The 14,788-nt window shown below is 65.2% G+C and carries 3 protein-coding genes; 1 reads left to right on the top strand and 2 read right to left on the bottom strand.

Annotated features, from left to right (window positions below):
• Positions 1-68: 68 nt before the first annotated feature.
• Both SC318_RS18315 and SC318_RS18320 read right to left on the bottom strand, forming a co-directional pair.
• Complete coding sequence (locus tag SC318_RS18315; RefSeq protein WP_320431257.1) at positions 69-12,968, bottom strand: non-ribosomal peptide synthetase; 12,900 nt, start codon at positions 12,966-12,968, stop codon at positions 69-71.
• Positions 12,969-13,018: 50 nt separating this feature from the next.
• Positions 13,019-13,771, bottom strand: coding sequence for a thioesterase II family protein (locus tag SC318_RS18320; RefSeq protein ID WP_320427940.1), 753 nt, complete (start codon positions 13,769-13,771; stop codon positions 13,019-13,021).
• Between the two features lie 301 nt (positions 13,772-14,072).
• Between SC318_RS18320 and SC318_RS18325 the strand changes: the two genes are divergently transcribed.
• Complete coding sequence (locus SC318_RS18325; protein ID WP_124363749.1) at positions 14,073-14,624, top strand: RNA polymerase factor sigma-70; 552 nt, start codon at positions 14,073-14,075, stop codon at positions 14,622-14,624.
• Positions 14,625-14,788 lie beyond the last annotated feature (164 nt).

Here is a 14,788-nt window from a genome sequence, read left to right on the forward strand (position 1 = left end):
TTACCGTAAGCTGCTACAAGATTGTGTAGATACCTATGCCCCGACGAGGCCCTCAAGTACGGCGACCTTTACAGCCCCTCCAACTGCGCCATCAAATCACTCAACCGGTCCACCTTCTCGGCACTGATCTCATTCACCGCCAACCCCTCGATATACCCAGCCAACTGCGCCACCGTGCTGCACTCGAACATGGCCCTTAACGGCACATCGCGCTGCAGGGTTTTCTGCACCCGCGAGGCGATCTGCGTGGCCAGCAACGAGTGCCCGCCCAGTTCGAAGAAGTTGTCCTGCACCCCTACCCGTTCGACTTTCAGCACCTGGGCCCAAATATCGACCAGGGTGGTTTCCAGTTCGTTGCGCGGCGCCAGGTAGTCCTGGCTGTGCAACTGGCCGATCTCCAGGGCCGGCAGAGCCTTGCGGTCGAGTTTGCCGTTGGCGTTGAGCGGCAGGCGGTCGAGCCATAGCCAGTGCAGCGGCACCATGTATTCCGGCAGTTCGCTGCGCAGGCGTTGCTTGATGCGGTCCAGGCGCTCGCTGGCATTCAACGCCTGGTCCGCGGCGACGAGATAGCCGACCAGGTGCTTGCCATTGACGCCCTCTTGCACGCCGACCGCCGCATCGCGCAGCTCCGGCTGTTCGTGCAGGCGTGCTTCGATTTCACCCAGTTCGATGCGGTAGCCGCGAATCTTCACTTGATGGTCGATGCGCCCGACGTACTCCAGCACGCCGTCGCTGCGTCGCCGTGCCAGGTCGCCGGTGCGGTACAGCCGCTCGCCCGGTGCGCCGAACGGGTTGGGCACAAACACCGGCGCGGTGCGCAACGGATCGCTGACGTAGCCCCGCCCGACACCGGTGCCGGCCACGCACAGTTCACCGACAGCGCCCTGCGGCACCAGCTCCAGTGCGCCGTCGAGCAGGTACAAACGGTTGTTGTCGGTCGGTGTGCCAATCGGCAGGTAAGTGCCACGGGTCGAGGCCAGGTCGACGCGGTAGAACGCCACATCGTCCGAGCATTCCGCCGGCCCGTAGGCGTTCACCAAGCCAATCTGGGGGTAGCGCAACAGCCATTGGTGCGCCAGCTCCGGCGGCATCGCCTCACCGGTCGGCAGCATCCAGCGCAAGCCATCAAGGCTGATACGGTCCTGGGCGAGCATGCCCTGAATCAAAGACGGCACGCTTTCCAGCACCGTAATGCCTTGTGCCTGGACGTGTGCCAACAACCCCTGGGGATCATGGGCAATGGTATTGGGCACGATGTCCACACGCGCGCCGAACAGCGGCGCCGCGAGGAACTGCCACACGGAAATATCGAAGCTTTGCGAAGCGGTCTGCGCGATCACGTCCGTCTCGCTCAGTTGCAGGTACGGCACCTTGCTCAACTGGTTGTTGAGCATGCCGCGCTGTTCGACCATCACGCCTTTGGGCAGGCCGGTGGAGCCCGAGGTGTAGATCACATAGGCGAGGTTGTCCGGGGCACTGTAGACGCCTGGGTTCTCGCCACGGGCGGGGACTTCTTCCCACACCAGCAACTTGCAGTCGACACCGTCGAGCAGTTCGACAGCCTGCTCGCGGCAGGCTTCGGTGCACACCAGCAACGGCGTGCGGCTCAATTCGATGATGCGGCTCAGGCGCGGGCCCGGCAGGCCAGGGTCCAGCGGCAGGTATCCGGCACCGGCCTTGAAGCTGCCGATGATCATGCCGAGCAGTTCCAGGTTACGCTCGGCCAGCACCGCAACCGGCTGGTCCGGGCCGACACCGGCGGCGATCAGCGCATGCCCCAGGCCGTTACTGCGCCGGTTCAACTCCTCATAGCTCCATTGCCGGTCGAGGCAGCTGGCGGCGATACGTTGCGGCTGCTGCGCCACCTGCTCCTCGAACAGCTCGACATAGCTGCGCTGCAGCGGGTAGTCATGGTCGCTCTGGTTGCAACCGTCCACCAGGAATTCACGCTCCTGCGCGCCTATCAGCGGCAAGTCGGCCATGTCGCCATGGAAGCCCTGCACCAGTGCCAACAACAGGCGCTTGAACTCGCCAAGCATGCCTTGCACGGTGGTTTCATCGAAATAGCGCTGGTCGTAAGACAGGTGCAACCCCAGATCATCGCCCGGATAGCACACGGCGGTCAGCGGGAAGTTGGTGTGGGTACGGCCGGAATCCGAGGTGGCATTCAGGCTTTGGGCATGGCTCAGCACCGCGGTTTCCACCGGGGCATTCTCGAACACGAACAGGCTGTCGAACAGCGGCTGGCCTTTGGGCAGTTCGCTGTGCTCCTGAATGGTCACCAAGGGCAGGTATTCGTACTCGCGCAGTTGCATGTTGCTGTCGAGCAGGCCGCTCAGCCAGTCGCGCACGCGGCAAGGCTGGTGGTCTTCCGGCAGTTTGACCCGCAGGGCGATGCTGTTGATGAACAGGCCCACGGTGCGTTGCATCTGCGGCATGTCGACCGGGCGGCCGGCCACGGTGACGCCGAACAGCACGTCGCGATCACCGCTCAAGCGCCGCAGCACCAGCGCCCAGGCCGCCTGGGCAAAGGTGTTGACCGTCAATTGGTGGGCCTGGGCCAGCTCGCGCAATTGCGCGCCGTCGCGGGCCTCCAGGCGGGTGTAGCAGTCGCCCACCAGCATGCCGCCGCTGTGGCCGGCGTGTTCGCGCAGAAACGGACGGTCGCTGGGGATCGGTGTGGTGCGTTCAAAACCTTGCAGGTTGCGCTGCCACCACTGGCGCGCTTCGTTCAGGTCCTGGCGTTGCAGCCAGGCGATGTAGTCGCGGTAACGCGGTGGCGTGGCCAGTTGCGCCTGGCGCCCTTCGCCCAGGGCCAGGTAGATTTCGAAGAAGTCATTCATCAACAGCGAACGGCACCAGGCATCGATGAGGATGTGGTGGTTGCTCATCATGAACCAGTAACGCGCCTCGCCCACGCGGATCAGGCGCAGGTGGAACGGCGCCTGGTTGAGCAGATCGAAACCGGCTTCGCGTTCGCGCTTGAGCAAGGCTTGCAGACGCGGCTCCTGCTCGCTCTCGGGGTCGGCGCTCCAGTCCAGGTACTCGATTGGCGTGCTGCCCGGTGTGTGGATCACTTGCAGCATGTCTTCGCCGACGTTCCAGCAGAACGAGGCGCGCAAGGCTTCGTGGCGGGCAATCACCGCCTGCCAGGCCTGGGCGAAACGTTGCGGGTCCAGGGCGCTGTTGATGCGGTAGCGGTCCTGCATGTAATACAGGCCGGTGCCCGGTTCCAGCAGGGTGTGCAGCAACAGGCCCTCTTGCATCGGGGTCAGCGGGTAGACGTCTTCGATGACGCTGGCCGGTACCGGCAGGCTGTCCAGTTGCGCCTGGCTCAACCGCGCCAGCGGGAAGTCCGACGGCGTAAGGCCGCCGGCATCGTCCTTGAGGCAATGGGCGATCAGGCTGTGCAATTCGGCCAGGTACGCCTCGGCCAGATCGCGAATGGTCTGCTGGTCGTGGCGCTCGCGGCTGAAGGTCCAGCGCAGCACCAGTTCGCCGCCGTACACCTGGCTGTCGACACTCAGCTCGTTGGGCAGCGGAGCGTCGGGGTCGTGGGCGAGACCGGCGGATTCATCCAGTGGATGGAACAGCGCATCGGCGCCGAAACTCTGGTCGAACTGACCGAGGTAGTTGAAGGTGATATCGGCGCTCGGCAGCGCCGCCAGGGTGCGTTGGCACAGGTCGTCCGCCAGGTAGCGCAGCACGCCATAGCCCAAGCCCTTATGCGGCACGCCGCGCAGTTGCTCCTTGATCGCCTTGATCGAATCGCCCAGCTGCGCCTGCGGGGTCAGGCGCAACGGGTAAGCGCTGGTGAACCAGCCGACGCTGCGGGTCAGGTCGACGTCATCGAACAGGTTTTCACGGCCGTGGCCTTCCAGTTGGATCAACGCCGCGTCGTGGCCGCTCCAGCGGCACAGCACGCGGGCCAGCGCGGTCAGCAGCAGGTCGTTGACCTGGGTGCGGTAGGCGCTCGGCGCCTGTTGCAGCAACTGCCGAGTGCGCTCGGCATCCAGGCGCACGCTGACTGTCTCGGCGTCCCGATTACGCCGTGCACCGTGGGCTCGATCTACCGGCAATGCCAGCGCCGGGCCCGCCAGTTGCGCTTGCCACAGGCTCAGTTCTTCGCGCAGGGATTCGCTGTGCGCATAGGCCTGCAAACGCGCGGCCCAGTCGCGCAAGGCGCTGGTCTTGGCCGGCAGACTGACGGACTGGCCTGCGCTCAGTTGGCGATACACATTCTGCAAATCTTCCAGCAGTACCCGCCACGACACGCCGTCCACCACCAAGTGATGGATGGCGATCAGCAGGCGCTGCTGGCCTTGGGGGCCGTCCACCAGCAACGCGCGCAGCAGCGGGCCGTGTTGCAGGTCGAGGCTGCGCTGGGTGTCGGTGAACAGCGCGGTGCAGTCGGCCATGTCGCGCACTTGCGCCTGCATCAACACGCCGCCTTCGGGCACGGCCAGGTGTTCGGCATGCCACTGTGCATCGCGTTGGGTAAAGCTCAGGCGCAGCGCGTCGTGATGTTCAAGCACCGCCACCAGGGCCTGCTCCAGGCGATGCGGGTCCAGCAGCTGCAGCGGCTTGAGCACCAGCGCCTGGTTCCAGTGCTGGCGCGCCGGGATGTCGCTGTGGAAGAACCAATGCTGGATCGGCGTAAGGCCCGAGCCGCCAGTCAGTAAACCCTGCTCGGCGCTGACCTGTTCGGCGCGCGTGGCGACGGCGGCCAGGCTGTGCACGGTCTGGTGCTGGAACAGGTCACGCGGGCTGAAATGAATGCCCGCCTGGCGCGCCCGGCTGACCACCTGAATCGACAGGATCGAATCGCCGCCCAGCTCGAAGAAGTTATCGTCCAGGCCGACTTGCTGCACGTTCAGCACCGCGCACCAGATGGAGGCCAGGCTTTGCTCCAGCGCATTGCGCGGCGCCACGTACTGCCTGCGATTGGCCTCGGGATCCGGCTCGGGCAAGGCGCGACGGTCGAGCTTGCCGTTGGCGGTCAGCGGCATGCTGTCGAGCACGATCATCTGGGCCGGCACCATGTAGTCCGGCAAGTGCGCCTGGAGGTGAGCCTTCAGCGCGTCACGCAAGGCAACCTGCTCGGCATCACCGACCAGGTACGCCACCAATTGTTTGCCGCTCGGCGACTCCAGCGCCAGCACCACCGCTTCACGCACGGCTGGATGCTCCAGCAGGCGGGTTTCGATTTCGCCCAACTCGATGCGAAAACCACGAATCTTCACTTGATGGTCGATACGCCCCAGGTACTCCACCTGCCCATCGGCGCGTTGGCGCACCAGGTCGCCGGTGCGGTACAGGCGACCACCATTGGCTGCGAACGGGTCGGCGACAAAACGCTCCGCGGTCATCCCCGCACGCTGGTGATAACCCTGGGCCAAGCCCGCACCGCCCACGTACAACTCGCCGGTCGCGCCTTGCGGCACCAGCGCCAGGTCGGCGTCGAGAATATAGGCCACGCGCGCGCCGATGATGCTGCCGATCGGTACGCTGGCGGCGCCCTCCTCCAGTTGTTCCGGCGCCAGGCTGGCCAGCGGCATGACCACGGTTTCGGTCGGGCCATAGGCATTGAAAAACACCTGGGGCTGGAACGCGGCGCGGATGCGTTGCAGGTGCTCGCCGGTCAAGGCTTCGCCGCCGGTGATGCACATGCGCACGGGCAAGGTCTGGTTTTGCGTGGCCAGCCACTGCGCCAATTGGCTGCCGTAGCTGGGGGTGAACCCGAGGATGGTGATGCGATGGGTGCGGATCAGCGCGCAGATTTCCTGCGCGTCCCACTGGCCCTGGGCGCGCAATACGACGTGGGCGCCGCTGAGCAAGGGCACCAGCAAGCGCTCGGTGGCGGCGTCAAAATTGATCGAGTAGAAATGCAGCTCGCAGTCGTCCGGGCGCATGCCGAACCGCTCGATCACGGCCTGGCAGTGCATGGCGATTTCGCCATGGGACACCACCACGCCTTTGGGCTTGCCGGTGGAACCGGAGGTGTAGATCAGGTACGCCTGGTGTTGCGCCAGGCTGATCAACGGCAGCGCGCTGGCCGGGTAGTTGCTCAGCAGCGGCAGGTCCTGTTCCAGGCACCAGGTCGCGACGGTTGTCGGCAACGGGCCGAGGGCTTCGAACATCGCGGCATCGCTGAGCAGCAGGCCGATGCCGCTGTCTTCGATCATGTAATGCAGGCGATCCAGCGGGTATTCCGGGTCCAGCGGCACGTAGGCGCCGCCGGCCTTGAGGATCGCCAGCAGGCCGATGACCATTTCCAGCGAACGCGGCAGCGCCAGGCCGACGCGCACCTGCGGGCCCACACCACGCTCGCGCAGCATCCAGGCCAGGCGATTGGCGCGGGCGTCGAGTTCGGCGTAGGTGAGCGTGACTTCGCCGAAAGTCAGCGCCGGCGCATCGGCACGCTTGCGCGCCTGGTGGCTGAACAGCGGGTGAATGCACTGGTCGAGCCGATGCTCGCCGGCTTCAGCACCGAGGCTGTCCTGCACGGCGCGCTGCTCGGCGGCGCTCAGCAACGGCAGTTCGCTGAGGCGTTGCTGCGGATGCTCGACCAACCCTTCGAGCAGGTTGCGCCAATGCGCGGCCATGCGGGCGATGCGTGGTTCGTCGAACAGGTCGGTGCTGTAGGTCAGGCAGCAGCCCAGGCGATGGTCGAGGTCGGTGACTTCCAGGTTGAGGTCGAACTTGGTGGCGCGGGCGTCGTTGGCCAGGTACTCGACGGTCATGCCGGCCAGTTGACGGCTCTGCTGGAATTCCCAGCGCTGCACGTTGCACATCACCTGGAACAGCGGGTTATACGCCGCGCTGCGCGGTGGCTGCAGTGCCTCCACCAGATGGTCGAACGGCAGGTCCTGATGGGACTGGCCTTCGATCACGGTGTGACGCACCTGCTCGAACAGCTGCGCGACCGTCATCTGCCCATCGAGCCGGCAACGCAGCACCTGGGTGTTGAGGAACGCCCCGATCAGCCCTTCGCTTTCCGGACGAATACGATTGGCCACCGGCGCGCCGATGCGCAGGTCGGCCTGGCCGCTGTAGCGGTAGAGCAACACGGCCAGGGTGGCGGTCATGGTCATGAACAGGGTCAGGCCATGCTCGGCATTGAACGCGCGTACGCGGGCGGCCAATGCGTCGCTCAGGTCGAAACGGTACAGCTCGCCCCGGTGACTTTGCACCGCTGGGCGCGGACGGTCGGCAGGCAGTTCCAGCAGCGGATGTTCATTGCCCAGTTGCGTGGTCCAGTAATCCAACTGGCGTTGACGTTCGCCGGACTCGAGCCACTGGCGCTGCCACACGCTGTAGTCCAGGTACTGCACCGGCAGCGGCGCCAGCGGTGAGTCGCGCTCGTCGATAAAGGCTTCGTACAGCGCGCTGAGTTCACGGGCAAAGATGTCCATGGCCCAGCCTTCGGTGACGATATGATGCAGGGTCAGCACCAGGTAATGGTCCTGCTCGCCGGCCTTGACCAGGCAGGCGCGCAACAGCGGCCCGGTCTCCAGATTGAACGGCGTATGCGCGTGTTGATCGGCCAGTTGCTGCACACGCTGCTGGCGCTCGGTGTCATGCAGTGCCGAAAAGTCCTGCCAGTCCATGCGCAGGCCGGTCTGTGGCGAGACGTGCTGGCAGGCCACGCCATCGACGCTCGGGAAGGTGGTGCGCAGGGTTTCGTGACGCATGATCAAGGCTTGCAACGCCGCCTCGAAACGCCCCACGTCCAGCACCCCGCGCAAGCGCGCCATGCCACCGACGTTGTAGGCCGGGCTGTCCGGCTCCATCTGCCAGAGGAACCACATGCGCTGCTGGGAATAGGACAGCGGCACCTTTTGGCTGCGGTCGACCTTGGCGATGGCCGTCTGTTGATTGCGTTGGCCCGACGCCTGGATCAACCCGACCTGCTCGGCAAACGCACCCAGCTCACTGGCGTCGAACAAGATGCGCAGCGGCAGTTCGACGTCGCAGGCCTGGCGGGTGCGGGAGATGATTTGCGTGGCCAGCAACGAATGGCCACCGAGGGCGAAAAAGTCGTCGCGCAGACCGATACGCGGCAGGCCGAGCACTTCGCGCCAGATCGCCGCAATCTGCTGCTGCAACGGCGTCTGCGGTTCGATGTGTTCGCGGGTTTGCCACACGGGGTCGGGCAGCGCGCGGCGGTCGACCTTGCCGCTTGGGCTCAGGGGCATGGCGTCCAGGCGCATCAGGTAGGCCGGCACCATGTAGTCGGGCAATTCAAGGGCCAGGGCGGCTTTTACCGCCGCGGCGTCGAGTTCGGCAGGGGCGGTGTAGTAACCGATCAACTGGTGATCACGCACCTGCACCACGGCGTGGGCGACGCCCTGCAGGGCCAGCATGCGCGCTTCGATTTCCTCGGGTTCCACCCGCAAGCCGCGCAGCTTGACCTGCTGATCGAGACGGCCAAGGTATTCCAGAACCCCTTCGGCGTTCCAGCGCGCACGGTCACCGGTGCGATACAGACGCGCCCCGGCGCTGCCCAGCGGGTCGGCGACAAAGCGCTCAGCGGTGAGCCCCGCCCGCCCAAGATAACCGCGCGCCAGGCCGATGCCGCCGATGCACAATTCACCGGGCACACCGGCCGGCAGCGGGTTGAGGTGTTCGTCCAGCACCCGACAGATCACATTGCCCAACGGCCGGCCAATCGGTGAGCGTTCGCCATCCTCCACGGCGCAGCGCCAGTGGGTGACGTTGATCGCGGTTTCGGTCGGGCCATAACGGTTGTGCAGTTGCACCGCCGGCAGCCGCGCCAATACGCGGTTGCGCAGTTCGGCGGGCAAGGCTTCGCCGCCGGAAAACAGACGCCGCAGGCTGGTGCATTCGGCGACCAGAGGTTCGTCCATAAACAACTGCAACAGCGGCGGCACGAAGTGCAACGTGGTCACGCCGTGGGCCTGCACCAACTGAGCGATGCGATGGGGATCACGGTGTTCACCCGGCCCCGCCAGCACCAGCCGGCAACCGCTGATCAACGGCCAGAAGCACTCCCACACCGATACGTCGAAACTGATCGGCGCCTTTTGCATCAGCACATCGGTAGCGTCGAGACGATAGGTGGCTTGCATCCACTGCAACCGCTCGGCCAGCGCCGCATGGGTAACGCCGACGCCCTTGGGCTGGCCGGTGGAACCGGAGGTGTAGATCACGTAGGCGAGGTGGTCGCCGTGCAGGTGCAGGCCCGGTGGCTGGGTCGGCCAGCTCTCCAGGTGCAGGCTGTCCATGGCGATCACGCACACGCCCGCGCGCGTCGGCAATTGGTCCAGCAGCGAGGTCTGGGTCAGCAGCAGGTGCACGCCGCTGTCCTCAAGCATGTAGGCCAGGCGTTCGCTGGGGTAATCCGGGTCCAGCGGCACGTAGGCGCCGCCGGCCTTGATGATCGCCAGCAGGCCGATCAGCAACTGTGGCGAACGCTCGGCGGCGATGCCCACGCACACGTCCGGGCCGACCCCCTTGTCGCGCAGGTAATGCGCCAGGCGGTTGGCCTGGGTGTGCAACTGGGCGAAGCTCAGGCTGGCGTCGGCCCAGACCAGCGCGGTGGCGTCCGAGGTTTGCTGCTGGTTGAGCAACTCGGGCAACCACTGCCTGGCCGGTGCGCACGGCGCCTGGCTCCACGCCTGTTGCTCGTCCACGGCCGTCAATTCCAGCTCGCCCAAGGCTTGCTGCGGTTGCGCGCAGACCGCGTGCAGCAGGTTGACGTAATGCTCGGCCAGGCGCTGCAGGGTTGCCGTGTCGAACAGCTCATCGGCATAGTCGAAGGCCAGGCTCAAGCGCCCGTTGCGATCCTCTTCGCTGTGCAGCTGCAGGTCGAACTTGGCTTCGCGGCTGTGCCACGGCAGTTCCTCGGCGAGCATGCCCGGCAGGCGACGCAAGGCGCTGAGGTCACGTTGCTGATGGTTGAACATGACCTGGAACAGGCCCTGCTCACGCGCCTCGGGGAAAGCCTCCAGCAATTGTTCGAAGGGCAGGTCCTGATGCGCCTGGGCGTCCATCGCCGCCTGGCGTGTGGCGGCCAGCAGTTGGTCGAAAGACTGGCGGCCGTCGAGCTCGGCCCGCAGCACCAGGGTGTTGATAAAGAACCCGACCAGCCCTTGGGTTTCCTGGCGCGGACGGTTGGCATTGGGCACGCCGATGCGGATATCGCGCTGGCCGCTGTAGCGATACAACAGCGTCTGGAACGCGGCCAGCAGCAGCATGAACGGGGTGGATTCATGGGCCTGTGCGGTCTGGCCAATCGCCTCGCTGAGCTTGGCGCTCAGGCGGACGGTGTGCCGCGAGGCGCTGTTGAGCACCTGCGCCGAGCGCGGGTGGTCGGTGGCCAGGTCGAGGGTCGGGTGGTCGCCGCCCAGCGCTGCTTTCCAGTAGGCCAACTGGCGCTGGCCTTCACCGGCGGCCAGCCATTGGCGCTGCCAGCTGGCGTAGTCGGCGTAGTGCAGGTGCAGGGGCGGCAGCTCCAGGGCCTGGCCCTGGGAGGCTGCGGCGTAGAGACGGGAGAACTCGTCGATCAGAATATTCAACGACCAGCCATCGGCGATGATGTGGTGCAGGGTCACCAGCAACTGGTGGTCTTCGTCATCCAGGCGCACCAGGGTCACCCGCAGCAGCGGGCCTTTTTCCAGGTCGAAGCCGGTGCGTGCCTGGTCTTCGCGGATCTGCTGCGCCCGGGTTTCACGCTCGGCGCCGGGCAGGTCACTGAGGTCGATGACCTGCAGGTCGAACGCCACATGGGGCTCGATGCGCTGAAAGCCCTGGCCGTCACGTTCATAAAAGCGCGTGCGCAGGGCTTCGTGCCGCTGGATCAGCTGCTGGAAGCTTGCGCGCACGGCGTCTTCGTCCAGCTCGCCACGCAGGCGCAGGCCACCGGGGATGGTGTAGGCGCTGCTGTGGGGGTCCAGCTGCCAGGTGATCCACAAGCGATTCTGGGCCAGGGACTGCGGCAGGTCGTCCTGGCGCGACAATGCGGGGATCGCGCCTTGGGCAACGCCGCCGTCGTGCTGCAACTGCGCGACGCTGGTGGCAAAGCCTTGCAGTGTCGGCGCTTCGAACAACAGCCGCAGGTTCAGCTCCAGGCCCAGGGTTTCGCGCAGGCGCGCGACCACTTGAGTGGCGCTGATGGAGTTACCCCCCAGCAGGAAAAAGTGATCGTCGGCGGCAACCGTTGCCACCTGCAGCTGCTCACACCAGATCGCGGCGATCTGGTTGTGCAGGGTCGACGCCAGCGCTGCCCCGCTCGCCTGCGTGTGCAGGTCGGGGAACTGCGCATAGCTGTCCAGGCTGCCATCGGCATGGTGCAGCGCACACGCCGCCCGTTGCAGCTTGCCGCTGGAGGTTTTCGGCAGCGCGCCCGGATTGAGCAGCAGCACCACGCACGGCGCCTCCTGGTAAGCCTCGGCCACCGCTTGGCGAATCGCCTTGATCAGCGCTTCGGGCGGCAGGATTTTCTGCACGCTGCGGCTGATTTCCGCGGCAATGCCGATGCCTTCCAGGCCCTGATCATTGACCGCAAAAGCCGCCACCCGGCCCTTGCGCACCACCTCGACTTCACGCTCGATGGTGTGCTCGATGTCCTGCGGGTAAAGGTTGTGCCCGCGCACGATCAGCAGGTCCTTCAGGCGCCCGGTTATGTACACCTCGCCGTCACGGATAAACCCCAGATCACCGGTGCGCAGCCAGGTGCGGCCGGCATGCTGGACGAAGGTCCTGGCGCTGGCTTCGGGGTTGCGCCAGTAACCGTGGGCGATGCTCGGGCCGCTCGCCCAGAGCTCGCCCACGCAGTTGTCGGCCAACTCGCTCAGCGTGTGCGGGTCGGCGATCAGCACGGCGTGGTCCGGCTGAGCGGTGCCGCAGCTCATGATCGCACTGCCCTGCCCCGGCTCGGCGCGGTTGGCGGCCAGCGCCTGCTCATCGACGCGCAGCGCGGGGATGCCATGGCCACGGCTGCCACCCGCGACGAACAGGGTGGCTTCGGCCAGCCCGTAGGAAGCGAAGAAGTTGTTTGAGCTGAAACCGCAGGCGGCAAATTTGTCGGCGAAGCGTTCCAGGGTGTCCAGGCGGATCGGTTCGGAACCGGAATAGGCCACGCGCCATTGGCTCAGGTCCAGGCGGTTCAGGGCCGACTCGCTGATCCGTTCGCTGCACAGGCGATAGGCGAAATCCGGGCCACCGCTGATGGTGCCGCCGTATTCGCTGATCGCTTCCAGCCAGCGTAACGGCCGCGCCAGAAAGTAGGCCGGTGACATCAATACGCACGGCACGCCGCTGAAGATGGGTTGCAGCAGGCCGCCGATCAGGCCCATGTCGTGATACAGCGGCAGCCAGCTGACGATTACATCGTCCGGGTTGAGGTCGATGCCGAAGCCGCGACGAATCAGCACTTCGTTGGCCACTAGGTTGCCATGGCTGACTTGCACGCCCTTGGGCAGCGCAGTGGAGCCGGAGGTGTATTGCAGGAAGGCGATGTCGTCGGGTTGCAGCTCGGGCGCGACCCAGTGGTCGGCCAGCTGTGCGTCGAGGGTATCCACGCTCAACACCGGTGGTGCGTTTTCAATCTGCGCCAGGCCATCGGCAAGGCTGGCGATGGTCAGCAACCGGCGCGGCTCGGCGTCGCTGATGATCGACAGCAAGCGCTCCTGGTGATGACGCCGGGTGGATTCCGGCGGGTAGGCCGGCACCGCGATCACCCCGGCGTACAGGCAACCAAAGAACGCCGCGACATAGTCCGGGCCGCTGGGGAACAACAGCACCGCGCGCTCGCCCGAGGCCACATCGGCTTGCAAGGCGGCGGCGATGGTGCGGGCGCGCAGGTCCAGGTCTCGGTAGCTGAGCACCACGCTGTGCTCGGCGGACTCGGCCAGAAAGCGCAGGGCTACCTGGTCCGGCGTTTGCGCGGCACGCTGTTGAAGGGACTGGACCAGAGTGCGGGGAAGTTCGAAGGCGTCCATGATGGGTTCCTGCCTGAAATCGGCTTACGGGAAATACGGAAAGTCGGTGAGGGTCAGCCGGCAACGCGTTGCCGCGCCGCGCCACTGCGCCAGCGCGCCAGGTGTTCGTCGGCATAGCGGCGCAGGCAGCGCAGCACGGCGCTTTCGTGCTGCACGAGAAAGAAGTGATGACCGTCGAACATGTCGAGGGAAAAACCGCTGGCGGCATCGAGCTGCCAGTCGAGCAATTGGTCGGCACGCACGCTGTCCTGCTTGCCGCCGAACACATGGATCGGCAGGCCCAGCGGCTCGCGCTCGCCATAGGTGAAACTGCCGCACAGCAGGAAATCGGCGCGCAGGATCGGCAGCATCAACTGCATCAATTCGGCATTGGCCAATGCGGCGTCGCAGGTGCCCTGCAGTTCGCGCAGACGGGCGATCAGTTGTGCGTCGGTCTTTTCGATGGCGTATTCGCTGACATCGCGCCGCGCCGGACCGGCGGTACCGGAGGCAAACAAGGCCAGCGGGGCCGGCGCGTTGCGCGCTTTCAACGCGTGCGCCAGTTCGAACGCCAGCAGGCCGCCGAGGCTGTGGCCGAACAATGCGTAAGGGCCCTTGAGATCGCGGCTGATTTCAGCGGCGAGCTGGGCCGCCAGGGCCTTGATATCGCGCTGCAGCGGCTCGCCCATGCGCATGCCGCGCCCCGGCAGTTCCAGCGGGCAGACCTGCAACCAATCGGGCAGCACGCGGCGCCAGCGTGCGTAGACCGAGGCGCTGGCGCCTGAATGGGGCAGGCAAAACAGACGCAGCGGCGCAGGCGTACTCATCGAGCGAAGCCCCCAAGCTGAAACACGCTGCGTGCACGATAAAAACCCATTTCGCCCTCCTGCGGGTGCTGATCCTTGGCCACTTGCTAACGGACCTGTCACCCAAAAGAACGGACGGCTGCGGTAAATAATTAGTCGCCGCGGTCGAGCGCGACGTGCTTCACACCTTCCGGGAAGGCATAAGATTAGTTCGCCTTCTCATTTGACAATCATTATCATTCAGCATAATTTGTTGCCCGATGTGTAGGAGGCCTCAGCAAGGACGCCCTCCCCTAACCTCTTTTGCAACAAGGTGATTTCCATGACGGAACCAGTATCCACAGGCAGGTGCGACTCACCACTTCTCCAGGCGTTCGTCGACAATCGACTGATTCTGGTGAAGATCGCGGCACGTATTACCGGCTGTCGTTCCCGTGCCGAGGATGTGGTGCAGGACGCCTACTTCCGGCTGCAGTCGGCACCGACCATCACCTCCTCGTTCAAGGCCCAGCTGAGTTATCTGTTTCAGATCGTGCGCAACCTGGCGATCGATCACTACCGCAAGCAGGCCCTGGAGCTCAAGTATTCCGGGACCGAAGAGGAAGGCTTGAATGTGGTGATCCACGGCGCTTCACCGGAAACGTCCCACATCAATTTCAACACCCTGGAAAACATCGCCGACGCCCTGACGGAGCTGCCGCAGCGCACCCGCTACGCGTTCGAGATGTATCGCCTGCACGGCGTACCGCAGAAGGATATCGCCAAGGAACTGGGGGTTTCACCGACGCTGGTGAACTTCATGATTCGCGACGCGCTGGTGCACTGCCGCAAGGTGTCGGGCAACCACAGCGACACCTTTGCGCGCAGGGTTTGAAAAAACAGCAGAAACCAATGTGGGAGGGGGCTTGCCCCCGATGGCGGCCTAAAAGCCGACAATGATGTTGGATCAGAGCGAGTACATATCCGTTGCTGCGGTAACGGCGGCTTAGGGTTCCGCCCTTACCGCGGGTCACTTTTGGAAAAGAGCCCCAAAAGTAA

Origin of the sequence: Pseudomonas sp. MUP55, from assembly GCF_034043515.1 — a bacterium.
Classification (GTDB): domain Bacteria; phylum Pseudomonadota; class Gammaproteobacteria; order Pseudomonadales; family Pseudomonadaceae; genus Aquipseudomonas.